This is a genomic window from Vibrio chagasii, from assembly GCF_024347355.1.
Taxonomy (GTDB): Bacteria; Pseudomonadota; Gammaproteobacteria; order Enterobacterales; family Vibrionaceae; genus Vibrio; species Vibrio chagasii.
In genome coordinates this window covers 1,114,849-1,136,670 of sequence record NZ_AP025465.1, presented here as the reverse complement: position 1 = coordinate 1,136,670, position 21,822 = coordinate 1,114,849, and the positions used below count along the sequence as shown (strand labels likewise).

General features: G+C 45.3%; 19 protein-coding genes. 5 read left to right on the top strand and 14 right to left on the bottom strand.

Annotation, left to right across the window (positions count from 1 at the left end):
• Nucleotides 1-50: 50 nt before the first annotated feature.
• From lapB to OCV52_RS05215, 10 genes are all read right to left on the bottom strand, one after another.
• Nucleotides 51-1,226, bottom strand: a complete 1,176-nt coding sequence (lapB, locus tag OCV52_RS05260; RefSeq protein ID WP_102425557.1) for a lipopolysaccharide assembly protein LapB — start codon at nt 1,224-1,226, stop codon at nt 51-53.
• A gap of 12 nt (nt 1,227-1,238) precedes the next feature.
• The gene (locus OCV52_RS05255) at nt 1,239-1,511 is read right to left on the bottom strand and encodes a LapA family protein (protein ID WP_004741981.1); all 273 of its coding nucleotides are present in this window, start codon (nt 1,509-1,511) and stop codon (nt 1,239-1,241) included.
• 129 nt (nt 1,512-1,640) lie between these two features.
• Complete coding sequence (ihfB, locus tag OCV52_RS05250) at nt 1,641-1,925, bottom strand: integration host factor subunit beta (protein ID WP_004741980.1); 285 nt, start codon at nt 1,923-1,925, stop codon at nt 1,641-1,643.
• 121 nt (nt 1,926-2,046) lie between these two features.
• Nucleotides 2,047-3,717 (bottom strand): 30S ribosomal protein S1, encoded by a 1,671-nt coding sequence (gene rpsA / locus OCV52_RS05245; protein ID WP_061031784.1) that lies wholly within the window; start codon nt 3,715-3,717, stop codon nt 2,047-2,049.
• A 106-nt stretch (nt 3,718-3,823) separates the two neighbouring features.
• Nucleotides 3,824-4,504: a (d)CMP kinase gene (gene cmk, locus OCV52_RS05240; RefSeq protein WP_137406938.1), complete on the bottom strand. Its 681-nt coding sequence runs from the start codon at nt 4,502-4,504 to the stop codon at nt 3,824-3,826.
• A gap of 255 nt (nt 4,505-4,759) precedes the next feature.
• Nucleotides 4,760-5,506 (bottom strand): 3-deoxy-manno-octulosonate cytidylyltransferase, encoded by a 747-nt coding sequence (gene kdsB, locus OCV52_RS05235; protein WP_137406939.1) that lies wholly within the window; start codon nt 5,504-5,506, stop codon nt 4,760-4,762.
• Nucleotides 5,506-5,685 (bottom strand): Trm112 family protein, encoded by a 180-nt coding sequence (locus tag OCV52_RS05230; protein WP_137406940.1) that lies wholly within the window; start codon nt 5,683-5,685, stop codon nt 5,506-5,508. Before OCV52_RS05230 ends, kdsB begins: the two co-directional genes overlap by 1 nt.
• Nucleotides 5,666-6,673, bottom strand: coding sequence for a tetraacyldisaccharide 4'-kinase (gene lpxK / locus OCV52_RS05225; RefSeq protein ID WP_137406941.1), 1,008 nt, complete (start codon nt 6,671-6,673; stop codon nt 5,666-5,668). Before lpxK ends, OCV52_RS05230 begins: the two co-directional genes overlap by 20 nt.
• Nucleotides 6,674-6,688: 15 nt before the next feature.
• Nucleotides 6,689-8,437, bottom strand: coding sequence for a lipid A ABC transporter ATP-binding protein/permease MsbA (msbA, locus tag OCV52_RS05220; RefSeq protein WP_061031786.1), 1,749 nt, complete (start codon nt 8,435-8,437; stop codon nt 6,689-6,691).
• Nucleotides 8,438-8,468: 31 nt separating this feature from the next.
• On the bottom strand, nt 8,469-10,772 hold the full coding sequence (locus OCV52_RS05215; protein ID WP_137406942.1) for a DNA internalization-related competence protein ComEC/Rec2: 2,304 nt from the start codon (nt 10,770-10,772) through the stop codon (nt 8,469-8,471).
• A gap of 17 nt (nt 10,773-10,789) precedes the next feature.
• On the opposite strand from OCV52_RS05215, the gene OCV52_RS05210 reads away from it, so the two are divergent.
• Entirely contained in the window at nt 10,790-11,299 is a 510-nt protein-coding gene (locus OCV52_RS05210) for a DUF2062 domain-containing protein (protein WP_008223866.1), read from the top strand.
• A 172-nt stretch (nt 11,300-11,471) separates the two neighbouring features.
• Here OCV52_RS05210 and lolE read toward each other — a convergent pair whose 3' ends face one another.
• Genes lolE through lolC form a run of 3 tightly spaced genes read right to left on the bottom strand, consistent with a single transcriptional unit; the run spans nt 11,472 to nt 14,610 of the window.
• Complete coding sequence (lolE, locus tag OCV52_RS05205; protein WP_137406943.1) at nt 11,472-12,716, bottom strand: lipoprotein-releasing ABC transporter permease subunit LolE; 1,245 nt, start codon at nt 12,714-12,716, stop codon at nt 11,472-11,474.
• Nucleotides 12,717-13,409: a lipoprotein-releasing ABC transporter ATP-binding protein LolD gene (lolD, locus tag OCV52_RS05200; RefSeq protein WP_061031789.1), complete on the bottom strand. Its 693-nt coding sequence runs from the start codon at nt 13,407-13,409 to the stop codon at nt 12,717-12,719.
• The gene (gene lolC, locus OCV52_RS05195; RefSeq protein ID WP_137406944.1) at nt 13,402-14,610 is read right to left on the bottom strand and encodes a lipoprotein-releasing ABC transporter permease subunit LolC; all 1,209 of its coding nucleotides are present in this window, start codon (nt 14,608-14,610) and stop codon (nt 13,402-13,404) included. Before lolC ends, lolD begins: the two co-directional genes overlap by 8 nt.
• 227 nt (nt 14,611-14,837) lie before the next feature.
• Between lolC and OCV52_RS05190 the strand changes: the two genes are divergently transcribed.
• The 4 genes from OCV52_RS05190 (at nt 14,838) to OCV52_RS05175 (ending at nt 20,401) form a co-directional block, all read left to right on the top strand.
• On the top strand, nt 14,838-15,407 hold the full coding sequence (locus OCV52_RS05190) for a PilZ domain-containing protein (RefSeq protein ID WP_137406945.1): 570 nt from the start codon (nt 14,838-14,840) through the stop codon (nt 15,405-15,407).
• A 6-nt stretch (nt 15,408-15,413) separates the two neighbouring features.
• Nucleotides 15,414-18,875 carry a transcription-repair coupling factor gene (gene mfd / locus OCV52_RS05185; RefSeq protein WP_137406946.1) on the top strand — a complete coding sequence of 1,154 codons (3,462 nt, stop codon included), beginning with the start codon at nt 15,414-15,416 and terminating at the stop codon, nt 18,873-18,875.
• A 63-nt stretch (nt 18,876-18,938) separates the two neighbouring features.
• Nucleotides 18,939-19,703 (top strand): peptidoglycan binding protein CsiV, encoded by a 765-nt coding sequence (locus OCV52_RS05180; protein WP_137406947.1) that lies wholly within the window; start codon nt 18,939-18,941, stop codon nt 19,701-19,703.
• A 152-nt stretch (nt 19,704-19,855) separates the two neighbouring features.
• Nucleotides 19,856-20,401 (top strand): GNAT family N-acetyltransferase, encoded by a 546-nt coding sequence (locus OCV52_RS05175; protein WP_008223879.1) that lies wholly within the window; start codon nt 19,856-19,858, stop codon nt 20,399-20,401.
• 119 nt (nt 20,402-20,520) lie between these two features.
• Here OCV52_RS05175 and OCV52_RS05170 read toward each other — a convergent pair whose 3' ends face one another.
• Nucleotides 20,521-21,810, bottom strand: a complete 1,290-nt coding sequence (locus OCV52_RS05170) for an NAD(P)/FAD-dependent oxidoreductase (protein ID WP_004741956.1) — start codon at nt 21,808-21,810, stop codon at nt 20,521-20,523.
• Nucleotides 21,811-21,822 lie beyond the last annotated feature (12 nt).

The following is a 21,822-nucleotide window of genomic DNA, read 5'->3' as shown; positions in this document are numbered from 1 at the left end:
TGCAGCCCGAAAGCTGCAATTAATAATTTGGTCTTTTAATGACCACAAATCTATTCACCATCCAACCCACGAATAGGCTTGATCGTTCCCCACCCCTTACATGAAGGGCAGTGCCAATACATTGAATGTGTTGAGAATCCACACTGACGGCAACGGTAATGAGGCTTAACCTTAAGCTGTTCACCAACCATAGATTGAAGCGTGGTTAAGCTTTCTTTTGCTCGGCCTTCTTCTGCTTCTGCTAGGTGGTAATCGATCAGTCGATAAAAACCTTTCATGGTTGGGTTTTTAACAAGTTGCTTGGTCAGGAGCTCTTGCGCAGAGCCAACATCTTCATGGTGAGCAACCAGCTGAGCCAGCATCAATTCTGCAGACACACCAGCCTTCTTCTGGATACATGCTTTAAGGAACTCAACCAACTGTGCTTCGTGCCCGAGCTTGTGATAACACTCAGCAAGAGTTGGTAACACTTCACTGATAAAATCGATATCTTGCTCAAGAACACCCTCAAGGCAGTCGATCGTCTTCTGGTAATCTTCGTTCGCTAAGTGGAATTTACCCAAAGCGATACTGGCACGCACACATTTAGGGTCTTCAGATAACGCTTTCTTAAAATGCGCTAATGCTTTTGAACGATTACCATCAGCTTGTTCTTGCATAGCGAGCTCACACCAAAAATGCGCGACCGTAGCACGCATCTTCATCTTCTTCTTACCAAGCTTTACTAGAATATTGCCGTAATGAATCGCCTTGTTCCATTCTCGAGTCTGCTGATAAATTGCAACTAACTGCTGCAGAGCACCCTCTTTGTGGTCAGGTTCATCAACCAGCTGTTCAAAGATTTTTTCAGCGCGATCAAGAAAGCCAGAGACCATATAGTCTTTCGCTAGTTGTTGCAGTGCGAGGTTTTTCTGATCGAGAGTCAGCCCAGAACGGGAGATAAGATTTTGGTGAATGCGAATAGCGCGGTCGACTTCGCCTCTTGATCGGAATAGGTTACCCAAGGCCAAGTGAGTATCGATGGTTTCATTGTCTACTTGAAGCAGCTCAATGAAGTGATCAACCGCTTTGTCAGATTGGTCTGACAGTAATAGGTTCAAACCCGTCACGTATTGACGGGAGATCTGGTGTGATTGCTTTTGTTTTTCTTGCTGAGCATTACGATTACCCATATACCAACCATAAGCGGCTGCAATAGGTAAAAGTAAGAACAGTAACTCTAACATCAAATATAGCCTTTAAGCTTTAGTATCAGCAGCTACCTGCTTTGATTGCTTATTGAGTTGCTTCTTCAAGCGATGAATTTTCAGCTGAGATCGCATATGCATGTTACCAAAGACTAACCAAGCAAGAGCAAAGCCTGAAATGAAGACAATACCTAATAGGCTTGAAAGGTGGAAATCACCTTGTGCTAGCAGGTAATTAAAATTCACGATAGTTTGGTTTTGAGAGCCTAAAGCCAGTGCAATTAGGAAAAGTGCGATAACGGCGACTATTTTTATAATTTTCATAGTTCATCACTCATTGGTTGGTTAGCTGTACGATTATGCAGGAAAATTACTAATCAGACCACCATATTATGGTCATAAAAAAGCGGCATACATTATAGTATGCCGCTTTTCATAATTCCGATAAGTAGACTACATTCCTGTATTTACTCGTTCACGTAGCTCTTTACCTGGTTTGAAGTGAGGAACGTATTTACCTTCTAACTCTACCTTGTCACCAGTCTTTGGGTTACGTCCAACACGAGGCTCACGATAATGCAGAGAAAAGCTGCCAAAACCGCGAATTTCGATTCGATCACCACTTTCTAGTGTTGAAGCCATATGCTCTAAAATGTCTTTTACAGCGTCTTCAATTTCTTTTGCAGAAAGATGCGTTTGCTCAGCGCACAGTCTTTCAATCAATTCAGACTTAGTCATAGTTACCCTCGTTGGTTTTCTTTTTAGAAATTATAGACCTATCGGAAAAATAAGCAAAAAAAAAGGAGCCTTACGGCTCCTTTCTTGGCTATATAGCTATATTTCTCTTAATGAGAAGCTATTATTCGCCTTTAGCAGCTTTGAATGCGTCTGCCATTGCGTTACCGAACGCGCCTTCTTCAGACTTGTTCAGTGAAGCCATTGCTTCTTGCTCATCAGCTTCATCTTTAGCTTTGATAGATAGGTTGATTACGCGGTTCTTACGGTCTACACCTGTGAACTTAGCTTCAACGCTGTCACCAACGCTTAGGATTAGAGATGCATCTTCGATACGATCGCGAGATACCTCAGAAGCGCGGATGTAACCTTCAACGCCTTCGATTAGCTCGATAGTAGCGCCTTTCGCGTCAACTGCAGTAACAGTACCGTTTACAAGAACACCTTTCTTGTTGTCAGCAACGTATGCGTTGAACGGGTCGTTTTCCATTTGCTTAACGCCAAGAGAAATACGCTCACGCTCTGCATCTACTGCTAGAACAACTGCTGAGATTTCGTCGCCTTTCTTGTACTCACGTACAGCGTCTTCGCCAGCAACATTCCAAGAAATGTCAGATAGGTGTACTAGACCGTCGATACCGCCTTCTAGACCGATGAAGATACCAAAGTCAGTGATAGACTTGATCTTACCAGTAACTTTGTCGCCCTTAGCTTGCATTTCTGCAAATGACTGCCATGGGTTAGCTTTACACTGTTTCAGACCTAGAGAGATACGACGACGTTCTTCGTCGATATCAAGAACCATAACCTCAACTTCGTCGCCAACATTAACAACTTTAGAAGGGTGGATGTTCTTGTTAGTCCAATCCATTTCAGAAACGTGTACTAGACCTTCAACGCCTTCTTCGATTTCAACGAAGCAGCCGTAGTCAGTTAGGTTAGTAACACGACCAGAAAGCTTGTGACCTTCTGGGTAACGCTTAGCGATTGCTACCCATGGATCTTCGCCTAGTTGCTTAAGACCTAGTGAAACACGAGTGCGCTCACGGTCGAACTTAAGAACTTTAACTAGGATTTCGTCACCAACGTTAACGATCTCTGATGGGTGCTTAACGCGCTTCCAAGCCATATCTGTGATATGTAGAAGACCGTCAACACCGCCAAGGTCAACGAATGCACCGTAGTCAGTAAGGTTCTTAACGATACCTTTAACTTCAGTACCTTCTTGTAGAGTTTCAAGAAGTTCGTCACGCTCAACACTGTTTTCAGATTCGATAACAGCACGACGAGAAACAACAACGTTGTTACGCTTCTGGTCTAGCTTGATTACTTTGAACTCTAGCTCTTTGTTTTCTAGGTGAGCAGTGTCACGGATAGGACGTACGTCTACTAGAGAACCTGGAAGGAAAGCACGGATACCGTTTAGTTCAACAGTGAAACCGCCTTTAACTTTACCGTTGATGATACCAACAACAGTTTCAGCTTCTTCGCAAGCTTTCTCAAGAACGATCCAAGCTTCGTGACGCTTAGCTTTCTCACGAGAAAGTTGAGTCTCACCGAAACCATCTTCAACAGCGTCTAGAGCTACGTCTACTTCAGCGCCAACTTCAACTTCAAGTTCGCCAGCAGCGTTCTTGAACTGTTCAGCAGGGATAGCAGATTCAGACTTAAGACCAGCGTCAACAAGAACGAAACCGTTCTCGATAGCTACTACAGTACCTTTAACGATGCTGCCTTGTTGGAATTCTGTTTCGTTTAGAAACTCTTCAAAGAGTTGAGCAAAAGATTCAGTCATTATTTAATCTTCAATAATTAAACGTCCATGGGTATCCTACCGCATGGGGTTGATAAATTCGCCGGTCATCATCCTTGCGACCAACGTTCTTGCCAGCCGGGCAGAATTACCCAGCTAGTTTCGATTCAATATAGTGTAGTGCTTTTTCTACTACCTGCTCAATATTCATTGAGGTGGAATCAAGCACTAGAGCATCCTCTGCAGGGCGAAGTGGCGCCACTGGGCGATTACGATCTCGGTCGTCTCGCTCTTGGATCTCGCTCAAAAGGTCGTCAAATTTAACATCTAACCCCTTCTGTTGCAACTGTTTAAGGCGGCGAGTCGCACGCTCTTCTGCACTTGCATCTAAAAATATTTTTGCTTCTGCTTCAGGGAAGACAACGGTTCCCATATCGCGGCCATCAGCCACCAAACCTGGCGCAGCGCTGAATGCGCGCTGACGACGAAGTAATGCTTCACGTACGCGAGGTAATGCAGCAACTTTTGAAGCCGCCATGCCGGTCTCTTCTTTACGAAGCTCGCCCGACACATCTTCACCTTCTAGGATAACCTTAACTAGATCGCCCTCAGCAATAAACTGAACGTCTAAGTGAGTTGCAAGAGGAACTAAAGCGTCTTCCGATTCAGTATCTACACCGTGATGAATTGATGCTAAAGCCAGTACGCGATAGATCGCACCTGAGTCTAGAAGATGAAAGCCTAGCTTATCTGCTAGTAACATACACAGGGTACCTTTACCTGCACCACTTGGTCCATCAACCGTAATCACTGGGCTTTGAGAAGGCATCTTTTACTCCACGTTTAGTCGTAAGTTTTATTCTGTACTAGCGAGTCGCCACTACTTTATAGGCGGCATATTATAGAGAAAAATTGGAAGTCGAGCGAGGTAAATCTCAGATAATTCAATCTTGATGATGCATTCGATAATGCAACAGGCCTAATATCAATCACCTGATGCTAATAAGGCTTTCTATTGGCAACAAATCGGCATAAAAAAGCCTCGCATGAGCGAGGCTAAGTATATTTGTTGCTTCAAGCAGGTCTAACCGATGATGGCGCGTACCGCTTCCAAGTCTTCTGGAGTATCAACACCCGCAGCCGGCGCTTCAACAGCAACATCTACGTGAATCTTTTCACCATACCAAAGTACGCGAAGTTGCTCTAAGCACTCTATGCGCTCTAGGGTACTTGGTTCCCAGTTGATGTAGGTATTGATGAAACCAGCTCGGTAAGCGTAAATACCAATATGACGAAGCAACGGAGATTCTGCAGCAGTACCGTTATTAGCATAAGCATCACGATCCCAAGGAATCGTCGCACGGCTAAAATACAGCGCATAGCCGTCTTTATCCGTCACGACTTTTACAGCATTAGGGTTAAAAACTTCATCAAGGTGAGAGATTTCAACACCAAGTGTTGCCATTGGCGCAGTGCTGTTTGCTAAGTTGTTCGCCACCTGATTAATAATCGCCGGTGGAATAAGTGGCTCATCCCCTTGTACGTTGACAATAATGTGATCGTCAGGGATGTTCATGACATCAATCACTTCTGCTAGGCGTTCAGTACCTGACTCGTGATTCGGTGACGTCATACACACAGTCGCACCAAATGCTTTCGCAGCCTTCTCAACGCGGGCATCATCGGTAGCAATAATTACGTTATCAGCCCCTGCTTTCATTGACTGTTCGTATACCCATTGAATCATCGGCTTGCCGCCAATGTCAGCCAGAGGCTTACCTGGCAAACGGCTCGATTGGTATCTTGCTGGTATAACTACCGTGTAAGACATTACTTGCCCTCGTCCATTGAAAGAGTACGAGCTTCAGGTTCAAGAAGAACAGGAATACCCTCTTTAATTGGGTAAGCTAGGCGATCGATTTTACAAACAAGCTCTTGCTTATCCTTGTCAAGGGTTAGTTTACCTTTACATACAGGGCAAGCAACGATCTCAAGCAGACGGTGATCCATAGTATTCCATAACCTCTTTTATTCTTTTTAAAATTTGCTGTTGCGCTTCTTCTTCGAACTGCGCAGAAACTGGAAGATACCACCAGTTGTCTTGAGCATATTCTTCGCATTTTACAGCGTCTTTTTCTGTCATAATCATATTCATACCTTTCTTTGCTAAGGCATGAAGTTCATCTTTATCAAAATCCTGATGATCGGCGAAGCCTTGTGTGTAAACCACATCACCATCAAGATCGTCTAATGTTTTAAAAAAGCGGGGCGGGTGCCCTATTCCAGCAAAAGCCACAAGCTTTGGTAATTCTGCAACTGGCTTTTTTTGACCTGTCTTTAGGTTAACCGCTTTACTTGGTGCCAAAGACATTGAGAACTCTCGCCCTTGTGCCTCTCCACCATTGTTAATCAAGAAATCTACGTCAGCTAAACGCGATACAGGCTCTCGCAATGGGCCTAGTGGAATCAGACTCTCGTTACCAAAACGCCTTACACCGTCGATAACTGAAAACTCAATGTCGCGTTCAAGTGCATAATGCTGCAGGCCGTCATCAGTGATAATGACATCCACGCCTTGATTCAATAAAGCCTTTACCGCATTCGCTCTTACTGGGTCAACCGCTACCGGCGCGCCCGTTCGCTTTCGAATCAAGCGGGGTTCATCACCCGAGTGTTCAGCGGGCGTGCTCTCTTCTAAAACCAGTGGATAACTCGGCGCTTTCGCACCATAACCACGAGAAACCACACCTGGTTTAAAACCGTTGGCTTGAAGCATTTCAACCAACCAAATCACAACAGGGGTTTTACCATTGCCACCAGCGGTAATGTTACCAACAACGATTACAGGCAGAGGTGGTCGATAGGTTTCTTTCTTTCCAGAGAGATAAGCATTACGACGTTGACCACTGATCACTTTGAACAGCAGGCTCAATGGCCACAATAGTGGCCAAAGAAGATATTTTAACGGGTGATTGTTAAACCAAATCTTTTCGATCACAACAAAGACCTAATCTTATCCACTGAACTGAATTCGATGCAGTTGAGCATAGGCACCATCATGAGCAATTAGCTCTGCGTGTGGGCCTCGCTCTACAATCTGACCATCATCAACAACTAAAATTTCATCAGCTTGTTCAATCGTCGATAGCCTGTGAGCAATCACCAACACAGTTTTATCTTTTTGTAACTCTTCTAGTGCTGATTGAATCGCTCTTTCTGACTCTGTGTCTAGTGCAGACGTCGCCTCATCAAGAATCAGAACTGGCGCGTCTCTCAATAGTGCTCGTGCGATCGCAATACGTTGTCTTTGACCGCCAGACAAGCTCGCACCGTTTTCACCCACGACAGTATCAATACCATTTTCCATACCTTCAATAAACTCAGTCGCATGAGCAAGTTTAGCGGCATGTTCGATCTGTTCGCGTGAATACTGTTCTTCTGCTGCGTAAGCGATGTTGTTAGCCACCGTATCGTTAAACAGATGCACATTTTGAGAAACCAGAGCAAAGTGCTCACGCAGATTTCTCAATTCGTAATCACGAATATCGTGACCATCAAGTTCAATAGAGCCAGAGTCTACGTCATAGAAACGAGTAAATAGGTTGGCAATGGTACTCTTACCTGAACCCGATCGCCCAACAAGCGCAACCGTCTTACCTTTCGGTATATTAAAACTCACATTATCCAATGCAGGCTTCTCGGCACCTTCGTAAGTAAAGGTCACATCTTTTACCGCAACATCACCACTTACCGTTTCAGGTTTCAAGGTACCTGTGTTCTGCTCTGTGTCTAAGTCCATCAAACCAAACAGTGTCGTACTTGCAGCCATACCACGTTGGAATTCAGACGTTACGTTAGTTAGTGCTTTTAGTGGACGCATTAGACCAAACATTGCTGAGAACACTACCGTAAACGTACCCGGAGTTAGTTCAGCCTTAATTGAATCAACGCTCGCCAAGACAAGTACAACAACAATAGCAACCGATGCAATCATCTGAATGATTGGGTTAGCGGCCGCTTGTGCTGTTACTAGCTTCATGCTCTGTTGACGCATCTGGTTACTTACTTTATCAAAGCGATGTTTTTCTAAATCCTGACCGCCATAAGTGAGCACCACTTTGTGCCCTTTCAGCATTTGTTCTGCTGACGAAGCAACGTGACCCATGCTGGTTTGCATGTTTTTAGAAATCTTTCTGAATCGCTTCGATACTATGCTGATTGCCCAAGCTACCAGTGGAGCAACCGCAAATAGAACCAAAGACAACTGCCAGCTGTTCCAAAACATCAAGGTCAATAAACCAATGATGCTTGCGCCTTCACGAACAATACTCACCAGCGCTTTACTGGTTGCCGCAGAAACTTGCTCCGAATCGTAGGTAATACGAGACAGCAGCGCACCCGTCTGCTCTTTATCAAAGAAAGAGACTGGCATGTGCATAAAGTGACTGAATATTTTACGGCGGATTTCCATCACCACATTGCCAGAAACCCAGCTTAAGCAATAGGTGGATACGAAACCGCTGACACCACGAATGAACATCATGGCAAAGATAATAAGAGGAAGTGTGCGTAGGAAATCTGATTCCGCACTACCAAAGCCTTCATCTAGCAACGGCTTTAGCAAAGAAATCATGTAAGTATCTGAGACGGCATTAATAATAAGCGCAATAACCGCAACACCAAGGCCAGCCTTATATAGTCGAATATAAGTCCAAAGTCGTTTAAATGTGACCCAGGTAGTTTCATCTGTTTGTGTTGACATAAAATCGCTTAATTTTCTCACAATAATCTATCTATTCTACTCCCTTACGAAGCATCTGCCTATACCACTGCCGACCTTGTTCCTCTCTAATCGTATGATAATGCCAACCTTCTTGGTTGGTAGTGATGGTTATTTGTCCACTTTCACCTGTATCAAGCCAAGCACTTCCACTTTGTAAGTAACGTTGAACGACTGATTCGCTTGGCATACCCCATTGATTTCCCTTTGCCAACGAAGCAATCGCTAACTTTGGTGAAACCGCTTCTATGAAAGGGGCGATAGATGAGCTGTCACTACCATGATGAGGTACTAGCATGGCATCGCTTTGAAGCTGTTCAAGTTCCCGAGCAAGTAACCACTCACTTACGAGTTCAATATCACCCGTGAGCAACATCGAAAAGCCCGATTCTGGTTCAATTATCCGTACGACACAAGAGTGTGGGTTATACGCCCTATTCACTAGTTTTGGCGGCCACAACACCTCAAACTGCACGTTCTGCCATTCCCACACCTCACCTAACGTACATGCTTGAAAAACTGAGCTCATTTGATGATTCAAACTTTGGCTAGCTCTTATCCATTCAGGCTGATAGTTCTCAAGCAATGCAGGGTAACCACCAGCGTGATCAGAATCGAAATGGCTAATGATCACTCCTTGAATTTCATCTATACCTCTTTGAGATAAAGTAGGAATCAATAGTGACTCGACCATCGACCCTCCCGGCCACGCGTTACCTAAATCGTACACCACCACGTGATTGTTCTTTTCAAAAATGAGAGACAAGCCATGCCCTACGTCCAAAACATCAATAGTTAACCTGTCCTGTTTCACTTTGCCAAATTCCCACCACAACAGGAATACAGCAATGATGACAGCGGCTACCCCATGTTTAAGGTATCGACCAATAAAACCGAAGAATAAGATAAGAAAAACGAGCAACACGGTTACGTGATTATCGACCTGAATCCAAAACTGTTCAGAGAAAGGCAAGCTAAACACCAAGGGTTCAAGTGACAAATCAACCAGTTTCCATAACTCAGCAGAAAAACGAGCCATTGAGTGACTTCCCCAAAATAAAGACTCAGTGACCAAACTTAGAAACATCGACAAAAACAGCAAAGGTATCGTCACCATTGACACCCAAGGCAATAGCAACAAATTGTAGACGACCGAGATCAAGCTAACGCCTTTGAAAAACAACATCGAACAGGGAGCAATTAACAAGGTCAGCATGACCTGTATTTTGATGAGCTTTAGCACTCGTTCAATAAAGGTAGAATTTGAAGAAGAAGCATCACTATTGAACGCAATGTAGAGAACCGCACCCAATGTACCAAAAGATAACCAGAAACTACTGGATAACGCAGAAAAAGGCCAAATAACGAGAACGATACACAAGCTGATTAAAACATAACGAGCCACGCTGATACTTTGCCCACGCCACAGAAAGTAACTTGCCACGACACACATCACTAGCGCTCTCAGGGTCGGCAGTGTAAACCCAGCAAACCAACTGTAGAAATAAGCGAAGCCTAAACCAAACAGTGTCGGAAACCATAACAACTGAGGAGACAACAAACGCACTAGCTTCCCCACCTGATAGCCGATACCAAAGGCAATACCGATATGAAGCCCTGAAATCGCCATCAGATGAATCAAGCCGCTACTTTTCAACAGCTCCCATCGCAAAGAAGGAATAAGATCTCGATAGCCGAAACTCAAAGCGACTATTAAATCGTTATTTTTTAGCTGGCTAAGATTATCAAGACTGCGCTCGAACCACCGAGCTCGTAGATGGTTACTAGAGTGGATTCTATATTTAGTATTCGTTCGGTAATTCGCATTTGCCGTAACCCCAGTGCTAAACAGGTGCTTTTCCAAATCAAAGCCCGCTTCATTAAGCTTCCCAAAAACAGGCTTGATACTGACCGACAAATGAACTTCATCACCCAAAGTGAGCTTGAAAGGCGTAAACAATCGCAATTTTATCAATTGAGGAAAGATTAATTTTTCACCGTCAATTGATCTAACTACTACTACGCTTTCAAAACCATGGCTATTTTCACTAAAAAGACTAACTACTGAGGCATTTATGGTAGTATTCTGCCCTGATTGAAATAAGCGACTTGTTTGGATTTCAATCGCATTCCCTAGGCATGCAACGAGTGTCAACGCAGTAGCTAGACCTCTTGTACGTCGGAAAACGCTATACTTTATTGATGCGATTAGTAATAACAGCATCAATGGTGCCAAGACCCAATGTGGCATCACAGGCCAGAAGCTGGCAGACACAACTGTCGCAGCAAATGAAATCAAGAACCAAGTGTTAAACAAGAGAGTAGCTTCCTCCTATGCCAAGAAAGTTTATCAAACGATTTATGCCTGACCATGAGCTCATCAAGCGTCAGAAAGCATTAAAAGTTTTTGGCAATGTTTTGTACAACCCCAACTTATGGTGCCTTAATCGTCGCTCCGCGGCCGGCGCGTTCGCTGTTGGGTTATTCATGGCGTTTGTCCCTCTACCTAGCCAGATGATTATGTCTGCAGGCCTAGCCGTTGTATGTGGTGTTAACTTACCGCTGGCTGTCGCTCTCGTTTGGATCAGTAACCCCGTAACCATGCCAGTCTTGTTCTACTTTGCCTATAAAGTAGGTGCATTCGTTATGCATGTTCCGCCGCAAGCCTTTCACTTCGAACTGTCTTGGGACTTTATCTTGGCGCAAATGAGTACCATCGGGCCTCCGTTCCTGCTGGGCTGTATGATTTGTGGTGTGATTTCAGCAATGATTGGTTATTTCGGTATTCGTGGCTTATGGCGCTACTCAGTAGTAAGAAGCTGGAAGAAACGACAAGCAAGATAGTGAATCTATACTGACGCGCTCTCCACTTTAAGAGATAGCTGTGAAAATAAGACGAGTTATAAGCCATTAGATGATAGGCATGTAATGAAAGTCTTAGATAATACAGTTTGAATTCAATAAAAAAGGATCCCACAAGGGATCCTTTTTTGTATCTGTCAAAACAGTCGGTTGGTTATTTGGAGCTCAGCACAGAAGCTGGATTTAACTTCGCTGCTCGAGATGCTGGGTACCATGTCGCCAGCAGACTTAAAGCGATTGCAGTACCTGATACTACAACGACATCCATCATATTCAGCTGTGATGGCAAGAAGTCGACAAAGTAGATATCACCAGACAGGAATTGGTGATCGATCAGCTTCTCAAGACCCTTAATTAGAGTGGTCAGATTGAGTGCAACCAAAACACCTATCGCACTGCCGACTAAGCTACCTAATACGCCTGAGAACACACCCTGCCAAACAAAAATACGTTTAACTAAACCATCGGAAGCGCCCATGGTTCTTAAGATTGCGATCTCCGAAGCCCTATCTTTTACTGCCATCATCAAGGTAGAGACAATATTGAAACACGCAACACCAATCACTAGCACCATGACTAAGTACATAATGGTGCGAACCAATTGAATATCTCGATATAGGAAGCCGAACTTCTGTTGCCAACTGCGCAGGTAAACATACACATCAAGCTGGTTGCCAACCTCACGTACAATCTCGTTAGCGTTCAGTACATCGGTCACTTTCAAAGAGACACCTGTCACAGCCTCCCCCAAGTTCGCATAAACCTGAGCATCACCAATCGGAATGAGCGCTAAGCTATGGTCAATTTGTCCATTCAGCGTCAGTAAGCCGGCAACTTTTACTCGTACCCGCTTTGGCGCCTGAACCTTAACCGAGCCGTTCACTGTTGGGATCATCAAAGTCAAGTAATCACCCACTTGCGCGCCAAGCACATTGGCGACACCAGAGCCTAAGATGATCTGCTGCTGCCCTGCTTTGAAATTGCTCCATACTTGCTTATTAATGAAGCTTGATAGACTCGATACCTGTTGCTCAAGCTGTGGGTCAACACCACGCACCTCAATCGCTTTAAGTTCTTTGCCCTTTTCAGCGAGCGCTGTGATTTTCACATAAGGCGCAGCGGCAACGACTTTGTCATTTTTTTCGGACTGCTCTACCACATGCTGCCAGCGAGTTACAGGTTCATTGACCCCTTCAAACTCACCATGGGGAATCACAGATAGAACGCGCGATTCTAGCTCACGCTCAAAACCATTCATGGCTGACAGACCGATAATGATCACCGCCACACCAACCGCAATACCAATCGTCGAAGACAAAGAGATGAAAGACACCATCTTGTCTCGCTGTTTAGCACGGCTGAAGCGGCCGCCTATCAAAAGAGATAAAGAAGAAAACACTTAGCTCTCCTCTTTTTCTACGTTAACCAACAAACCATCTTGCATGTGCAGTTGACGATCCATTTTGCCAGCGAGTTCGCCATCATGGGTCACCACTAAAAAGGCGGTATCGTATTCGCGATTCAACTCTCGCATTAAGTCATAAATGGAAAGCGCAGTATTGTGGTCTAGGTTACCCGTCGGCTCATCCGCTAGCACAAGAGCAGGCTTATTTACTAATGCACGAGCGATCGCCACACGTTGCCTTTCACCACCAGAAAGCTCTGAAGGACGGTGATCAACTCGATGACTTAGTCCCACTTTATCAAGTAACAACTGTGCTTCTTGTTTGGCTTTCGCAGGCTTTTCACCACCTATCAACAGCGGCATAGCGACGTTTTCTAATGCTGAAAAGTCAGACAATAGATGGTGGAATTGATAAACAAAACCAAGGTGCTGGTTGCGAAGCTTAGCCTGCTTGTTCGAGCTCAGTTTAGCTAAGTCTTGACCCAGAAAGCTCACGCTCCCCGCAGAAGCATCATCAAGCGCTCCTAAAATATGCAGTAACGTACTCTTACCTGAACCAGAAGTACCTATGATAGAAACCAGTTCACCTTTTTCGATCTCAAAGCTCACCCCTTTAAGGACCTCAGTATCCAACGAGCCTTCACGGTACGTTTTACGGATATCATTACATTGAAGAAAATTACTCATAACGAAGGGCCTCAGCAGGTTTCACAGAAGATGCACGGTAAGAAGGGAAAATAGTAGCAATCAAGCTAAGTGCAATAGCAAGTACCACAACAACGGCGATTTGAATTGGGTTAATCAAAATAGGTAACTGACCACCAAACGAGAATAGAGCAACACCCATCGCTTCTAAAATCGGGTTAAGGTTCATTGCCAGAACAACGCCTAATGCGCCGCCGGATAGTGCGCCAATAACGCCACTACTTGCACCTTGAACCATAAAGATGCCCATCACTTGACCATCGGTCATGCCTTGGGTTTTAAGTATCGCGACCTCAGATAGCTTCTCCATCACCACCATAATCAACGCAGAGATAATATTAAATGCGGCAACCCCGATGATCAGCCCAAGCATTAGGCCCATCATGTTTTTCTCCATACGAACCGCTTGGAACAGCTCGCCACGTTGGTCCCGCCAATCGCTCCATAACCAACCATCTGGTAAGGGTTGACTCGATAGCTCTGCGACTTCAAATGGGTCTTCAAAAAACAGTCGCCAACCTGAAATAGTGTCCGACTTGTAGCGCATCAAACGCCCTGCATCTTGGATATCCGTCACCATAAGTTGAGCATCAATGTCCGAGCCCGTATTAAAGATACCGGCTACGGTGAAATTACGTTGGCTAGGAATACGGCCAAGTGGTGTGTATTGGCTTGCGCTAGTCACCATTAGGCGAACCTTGTCGCCCATCGATACCTTTAGGTTTCTCGCCAGTGTATGACCAAGGAACAGCTGATATTGCCCAGCTTTTAGTGAAGACAGTCTACCCGCAATGAGGTGGTCTTGAAGTGGATCATCAGAATTGGGTTGGATGCCAATCAAAAGGCCCGCTGACAGTTGCGCAGGGCTCTGAATCACCGCCTCACTGCGAACGATCGGTTCAACATGACCATTAAGCGAAATTTGCTTAGCAAAACCAGGGGCTTGTTCAGAGAGTAGCGTCTTACCACCTTGCTCATAAACCACTGCCTGAGGAAGAACGCCGAGAATTCGGTCTTTTAATTGCGCTTCGAATCCATTCATTACCGATAAAACAGTAATCAAAGACAGCACACCAATGGTGATACCCGCTGTCGACATATAAGAAACAAAACGGCTAAAGCGATCACCTGAACGGCCTTTCAAATAACGCAGGCCAACAAACATTGAAATAGGATGAAACATACTTTGAACCATCAAAAAGGGATGCGGGTTAATGTAACGGGTATTGCTGTTACTGTGTAGGGGTTAATTGAAAATATAGAGTGAATTAACTCAATTAGTTAGGCCCGAAAAACAGAACCCTGTCAAAACACCAAATTTCAAACAACTATTTGATAGTTTCAATTAACTGACCTTGATTACTGCCGCCACATAGCGATAATCAATAGATCACTTCAAGGAACTAACGCATGACAGAACAAGAGTTTTTCACTGTTCACCACAGTCTTACCGCTAATATAGAACCGATGGAAAGTAACTTCACTTTACCCTCTCAAATTCAGTTCGAATCCGAGATCCCTGCCCCTTTTGTTGTGGCGAGTGAATTTAGCCAACTGGACCTATTAGCCGACAGCGCTCGCGCTGAACTGAAAAACAGCGACTTGAAGAATGTCACCAGTTTATTGGATGCACAGAACTCTAAATTAAACCTGCTGTTGAGCTTTATGTTATCGCAGCAAGATGATGAGAAGTTTCGAACTCACACCTACTCATTCGGTGCGAGCCAATTTTCCTGTTTTTCTGAGACAGACATCGAGCCAGGTCGCTTGGTAAAGGCGAAGCTGTTCTTGGAACACCCTGCCGCAGCGATTTACTGCTATGCGGAAGTGTTTGCAAGCCAACCTAAAGATTCAGGTTTCGAAATTAACTTCAAATACGCTCATCTTCGTGATTCTGACCAAGACCTGCTGATCAAAGCGGCACTTCATCAACAACAGAAACTTTTGCGTCAACGCTCTCTAGACCGAGATAACAAGTAAATTAACATGACCAAACAATCTATTTTTACCCTACCTACCCTCAAAGGAGCCGGTGACAAGAAGCACATTGGTAACCTTGTTGGTTCGTCTCTCGCTCTTGCTATCGCTAAACTCGCAGAGCAACACAACAGTCATACTGTACTTGCTGTACCAGATCCACAAATCGCACTCAAGCTGCAATCTGAAATTGAACAGTTTACGGCGAGCGAAGTTGCACTATTCCCAGACTGGGAAACTTTGCCTTACGACAGCTTCTCACCACACCAAGAGATCATTTCAGATCGTATCGCGCGCCTTTATGCATTGCCGACGCTAAAAGACGGCATCACGATCGTACCGATCAGCACGCTACTCCAGCGCCAATCACCACGTGACTTCTTGCTACAGCACACTCTAATGGTGAAAACTGGTGATCTTTACTCACTAGAGAAACTGCGCCTGCAACTTGAAAAATCTGGCTATCGTTACGTTGACCAAGTATTTGGCCCCGGTGAATACGCGAGCCGTGGTTCTATTCTTGACCTGTTCCCGATGGGCAGTAAAGATCCTTATCGTATCGACTTCTTTGATGACGAGATCGACACCATCCGAACCTTCGATCCAGAGAACCAACGTTCTATCGAAGACATCTCTGAAATTCGACTCTTACCAGCGCACGAGTTTCCAACTTCGGAAACAGCGATAGAAGATTTCCGCATTCGTTGGCGTCAACAATTCGATGCACGACGTGAACCAGAATCGGTTTACATGCAGGTATCTAAAGGCACATGGCCTGCTGGTATTGAGTATTGGCAGCCTCTATTCTTCGATCACACAGAAACACTGTTTGACTATGTCGCTGACGAAGCACAGATTCTGGTATTAGGTGATGTCGAAACCGCCGTTGACTCTTTCCTTGCTGATGTCGCTCATCGATACGACCAACGTGGGGTCGACCCATTACGTCCTCTATTAGCGCCAGAACAGCTTTGGCTGAAAAAAGACGAACTGTTCGCACACTTCAAGCAAAAGCCACAGGTCAACCTGAGCTTAGAATCTATTGAAGAGAAAGCTGGACGCATCAACCTTCCGGTTACGTCACTGCCTGATCTCAGTGTTCAACACCAAAACAAAGAGCCTTTAGCAAACCTAAGAAAATTCACTGAAGCCTTCGATGGCAAGGTTGTTTTTTCGGTTGAGTCAGAAGGTCGTCGTGAAGCATTGAGCGAACTACTTCGCGGTATCAAAATACGACCAAACGAAGTTGAAAACCTCGATGCAGCCGTTAAGGCTAAAGACAAGTTCAGTCTGATCCTAGGTTCTGCTGAACACGGTTTTGTTCACGAAGAGAAAAACCTCGCGCTTATCTGCGAAAGCGACTTACTTGGTGACCGCGTTGTTCAACGCCGTAAGAAAGATAAGAAAAGCGTTAATAGCGACACGGTTATCCGCCACCTGGCAGAGTTAAAACCAGGTCAACCTGTTGTGCACATTGACCACGGTATTGGTCGTTACATCGGCCTGCAAACCCTCGAAGCCGGCGGCATGAAAACCGAATACGTGACACTTGAGTACCAAAACGATGCCAAGTTATACGTGCCAGTAGCTTCTTTGAACCTTATTGGACGATACTCTGGTGGCGCCGAAGAATCTGCACCACTGCACAAGCTAGGTGGTGAGGCTTGGCAAAAAGCGCGTAAGCGTGCCGCTGAAAAAGTACGTGACGTTGCTGCAGAGCTGCTGGATGTTTACGCCAAGCGTGAGCTTAAACCTGGCTATAAATTTGTTTTAGATCGCGAGCAATACGCAACCTTCAAATCTGGCTTCCCATTTGAAGAAACCGATGACCAAGCGATGGCAATCAATGCGGTGATGTCTGACATGTGCCAAGCAAAAGCCATGGACCGCTTAGTGTGTGGTGATGTTGGTTTTGGTAAAACAGAAGTCGCAATGCGCGCGGCATTCGTTTGTACGGATAACAGTAAACAAGTGGCGGTTCTGGTTCCGACAACCCTACTTGCTCAGCAACATTTCGAAAACTTCCGAGACCGTTTCGCAAATTTACCAATTCGTGTTGAAGTACTGTCTCGATTCAAGTCCGCGAAAGAGCAAAAAGCGATCATGCAAGATGTCGCGGACGGTAAAGTGGATATCCTAGTCGGTACTCACAAACTGCTCTCTAGTGATATCAAATTCAAAGACCTTGGCTTACTGATCGTCGATGAAGAACACCGCTTTGGTGTCCGCCAGAAAGAGAAAGTAAAAGCGATGCGTGCCGATGTCGACATTCTAACGCTGACTGCAACGCCAATCCCAAGAACGCTCAACATGGCGATGAGTGGGATGCGTGACCTATCGATCATTGCAACGCCACCAGCACGACGCTTGGCTATCAAAACCTTTGTTCGTCAAAGTGACGATGCCGTAGTGAGAGAAGCAGTACTTCGTGAGATCATGCGTGGTGGTCAGGTTTACTTCCTGCACAATCAAGTCGATACCATTGAGAAAACCGCAGAGTCACTACAAAAACTGATTCCGGAAGCGCGAGTAACCGTCGCTCACGGTCAAATGCGAGAGCGCGAACTAGAACGCATCATGAACGACTTCTACCACCAACGCTTTAACTTGTTGGTGTGTACAACCATCATCGAAACCGGTATCGATGTTCCGACAGCCAATACCATCTTGATGGACAGAGCCGATAATCTTGGTCTAGCACAGCTTCACCAATTGCGTGGCCGTGTGGGTCGTTCTCACCACCAAGCTTACGCGTACCTACTGACGCCGCATCCGAAAGCGATGACCAAAGATGCCATTAAACGACTAGACGCGATTGCATCTCTGGAAGACTTAGGCGCAGGCTTTACCCTCGCAACACACGATTTAGAGATCCGTGGTGCCGGTGAACTGTTGGGTGATGAACAGAGCGGTCAGATCCAATCTGTCGGCTTCACGCTGTATATGGAGATGCTAGAGCAAGCGGTTGAGGCCTTGAAAGAAGGTCGAGAGCCGTCACTTGATGATCTGTTACGTGAGCAAACTGAGATTGAGATGCGCATTCCTGCTCTATTGCCAGACGACTACATTCCAGACATCAACACGCGCTTATCAACATACAAACGCATTGCGAGCGTGAGTGACACGGATGAACTTGCAGAGCTAAAAGTCGAGCTTATCGACCGCTTTGGTATTCTTCCCGATGCAACCAAAAACTTGTTATCGGTTTCCGAGCTTAAGTTGGCTGCTGCCTCTATCAAGGCGAAGAAAATTGAAGCGCACGATAAAGGCGGATTTATCGAATTCTACCCGGATGCTGACATAAACCCTAACTACCTCGTTAAACTGTTGCAATCTCAACCGCAAAAGTTTTCAATGGAAGGACCAACTAAGTTCAAGTTTACGATACCATTGGTCGACAGACGGAAACGAATTCAATTTGTTAGTGATTTACTAGGCGAATTCAGACAGAACTTGCTGCCTTCAGCGTAAAGCCTAATCCACTTGCACATATAATTTATCCAGCCGGTAGTGCGGCTGGAAAACGGAGTAAAAATGAAAAGACTGATCCCACTGCTACTATTGTTCGTCTCACTGCCAAGTTTGGCACAGAGACAATTTGATATAGAAGTGATCATTTTTAAGCGCGCAGTTGATGCTGAGAAGGTGAATGAGTCTTGGCCAAACACGCAGCCAAAGATTTCACTTGAGCGCGTTGGTTCATTTCAGGACACCCAGTACCGAGCAAGTAAAGGGGTAAAAATGCTCCCTTACTCGGAGTACAAACTGACGCCTCAGAAAGATAAGCTAAAGCAGCACGCTGGCTTTGAAGTACTGATGCATACGGCTTGGCGTCAAGGCGATCAAGGTAAGAGCTCAGCACCTGTTTTCCACATTCAAGCAGGTAAAGACTTCTCTAAACAGTTCAATGCTGACGGATCTGAAAAAGGCGCGGTTACCGCAAGTGCTGATGGCTTCCAAGAAGAGACCATCGACAAACCGCTTTATGAACTAGACGGCAAGCTACAAATCTATGTTCAGCACTACCTATACGCTGAAACCACTCTAGATTTGAAAGCACCAAGCGTTCGTGAAGTCACGCTGCAAGAACAGCAAATTGAACTCGATTCTCCAGTAAGCGGTGCAGAGAGCAATGTTCAGGTGGGCAACCTAACCGAGATTTCACCGACCGTTCAAGTAGAAGAGTTCCTTAAGAGCTACCGTATGGACCAAAAACGTCGTATGCGTAGTACAGAAACTCACTACCTTGACCACCCGCTTCTTGGCATGGTGATTCAAGTCCGTCGTGTTGCTCAATAAGCGGCTCTAGTGATATAGCGACTAAGCTGGTTACTCTACTCGCGATCTCGCTATACTCATATTAATCACTCAAAACGCCCTCCATTGTGAGGGCGTTTTATTAAGTGCTGGCTACTTTCAGCAGGTACTTACAAATTTAATTGGTACGCCCTATGAGCCCCGACTTCCAGATCAATACTCAAAACCTTAGCCTAAGAATTATTGAGCCTTCTGACGCACAAGAGTTTTCTCAACTGATCAAGTCTTCCCCTAGCTTACTGCCTTGGGTCGATTGGTGTCACGATCAGTTCTCTATCGTAGAGGCAGAGAAGTTCATTCTGGCAACTCGCCTAAACTGGGTGAAAGCCGATGCGTTTGGCTTTGGTATTTTTGAGCGAAAAAGCGATAAGCTGGTCGGCATGGTAGCCATCAATGAGCTTTACCACACCTTTAACATGGCGAGTTTAGGATATTGGGTTGGCGACCAATTTCAGAGAAAAGGCATTGCAAAAGAAGCGATGTTGGCTCTGTTTGAATTTTGCTTTGCGCAGCTCAAACTAACGCGTTTAGAGATTGTTTGTGATACCGAAAACCTACCGAGCCAAAAGCTCATAGAGAAGTGCGGCGCAGAGCGAGAAACCATTGCCAAAAATCGATTCATCTTCAACGGTAAACCAAAAGATGGGGTCGTTTACTCAGTACTGCCACCGGTGGCTTAGCAATAACCAACAAGGCTACCACTTAACTGACACGATCAAAAAAGAGCTCCGAAGAGCTCTTTTTTACTATCAGCGTTAAGCATTTTGAAAGCTTAACTCTTCTTCGAAAAGCTAGCTAATTAGTGAAGCTTTAGATTTGGACGTAGAACACGGTTGATACGGCCAACCAACATCATTAGTGACGTCTTGATGATTCCGTGAAGCGCCATCTGGTGCATGCGGTACAAAGAGATGTAAACCACGCGAGCAATACGACCTTCAACCATCATCGAACCTTTAGTCAGGTTACCCATCAAGCTACCTACCGTAGAGAAACGGCTTAGTGATACTAGTGAGCCTTTATCTTTGTAGATGTAATCTTTCAGGTCACGACCGTTCAGCTTAGCAATGATGTTACTGAATGCGCAGCTTGCCATTTGGTGAGCCGCTTGAGCACGAGGTGGAACAAAAGAACCATCCGCTTGTGTACATTGCGCCAAGTCACCGATAGCAAAGATGTTGTCATCAAGCGTCGTTTGCAGCGTGTTTTTCACAACCAGTTGGTTGATACGGTTAGTTTCAAGACCACCAATATCTTTCATGAAATCCGGCGCTTTAATACCTGCTGCCCATACCATGATTTGAGCTGGGATTTTGTCGCCATCTTTCGTTGTTAGGCCATCAGCATCGGCTTGCGTTACCATAGTATTGGTACGAACGTTCACACCAAGCTTAGTTAGCTCAGAGTGCGCAGCGCTCGAAATACGAGGAGGAAGAGCAGGAAGAATACGCTCGCCCGCTTCCACTAGGTTTACGTTTAGCTTGCTTGAATCTAGGTCACCAAAACCGTATGTACGAAGCTCTTTCACAGCGTTGTGGAGCTCAGCCGACAGTTCAACACCAGTAGCACCCGCACCAACAATCGCGATGTCTACCGTACCTTGACCATTCTTAGCGTGCAGCTTTAAGAACTGGTTGTTCATTTCAGTACGGAAACGGTGAGCTTGTTCTGGGCTATCAAGGAAAATACAGTTATCACGAACGCCTGGAGTGTTGAAATCATTAGACGTTGAACCTAGTGCCATAACCAGAATGTCGTATTCTAGCTCACGGCTTGGCATCAGCAATTCACCGTGCTCATCTCTCAGCTCGCTAAGTGCAATCACTTTACGCTCACGATCGATGTCGTTCAGGCTGCCCATTTGGAAATCGAAGTAATGGTTTTTTGCGTGCGCGCGGTAGCTTAACGCATCCACACCTTCATCTAGAGAGCCAGTCGCTACTTCATGAAGTAATGGCTTCCATAGGTGGCTTGCTTTACGGTCTACCAGTGTAATCTGGGCACGTTTCTTACGACCTAAAGTGCGGCCAAGCTTAGTTGCTAGTTCTAAACCACCAGCACCGCCGCCTACTACGATAATTTTTGTCACAATGACAATCCT

Coding starts and splice junctions, on each gene's coding strand:
- mfd (WP_137406946.1), top strand. CDS start 15,414: ATGACCAAACAATCTATTTTTACCCTACCTACCCTCAAAGGAGCCGGT.
- OCV52_RS05190 (WP_137406945.1), top strand. CDS start 14,838: ATGACAGAACAAGAGTTTTTCACTGTTCACCACAGTCTTACCGCTAAT.
- msbA (WP_061031786.1), bottom strand. CDS start 8,437: ATGTCAACACAAACAGATGAAACTACCTGGGTCACATTTAAACGACTT.
- OCV52_RS05180 (WP_137406947.1), top strand. CDS start 18,939: ATGAAAAGACTGATCCCACTGCTACTATTGTTCGTCTCACTGCCAAGT.
- rpsA (WP_061031784.1), bottom strand. CDS start 3,717: ATGACTGAATCTTTTGCTCAACTCTTTGAAGAGTTTCTAAACGAAACA.
- ihfB (WP_004741980.1), bottom strand. CDS start 1,925: ATGACTAAGTCTGAATTGATTGAAAGACTGTGCGCTGAGCAAACGCAT.
- lolD (WP_061031789.1), bottom strand. CDS start 13,409: ATGAGTAATTTTCTTCAATGTAATGATATCCGTAAAACGTACCGTGAA.
- OCV52_RS05255 (WP_004741981.1), bottom strand. CDS start 1,511: ATGAAAATTATAAAAATAGTCGCCGTTATCGCACTTTTCCTAATTGCA.
- cmk (WP_137406938.1), bottom strand. CDS start 4,504: ATGCCTTCTCAAAGCCCAGTGATTACGGTTGATGGACCAAGTGGTGCA.
- OCV52_RS05230 (WP_137406940.1), bottom strand. CDS start 5,685: ATGGATCACCGTCTGCTTGAGATCGTTGCTTGCCCTGTATGTAAAGGT.
- kdsB (WP_137406939.1), bottom strand. CDS start 5,506: ATGTCTTACACGGTAGTTATACCAGCAAGATACCAATCGAGCCGTTTG.
- OCV52_RS05210 (WP_008223866.1), top strand. CDS start 10,790: ATGCCAAGAAAGTTTATCAAACGATTTATGCCTGACCATGAGCTCATC.
- lapB (WP_102425557.1), bottom strand. CDS start 1,226: ATGTTAGAGTTACTGTTCTTACTTTTACCTATTGCAGCCGCTTATGGT.
- lolC (WP_137406944.1), bottom strand. CDS start 14,610: ATGTTTCATCCTATTTCAATGTTTGTTGGCCTGCGTTATTTGAAAGGC.
- OCV52_RS05175 (WP_008223879.1), top strand. CDS start 19,856: ATGAGCCCCGACTTCCAGATCAATACTCAAAACCTTAGCCTAAGAATT.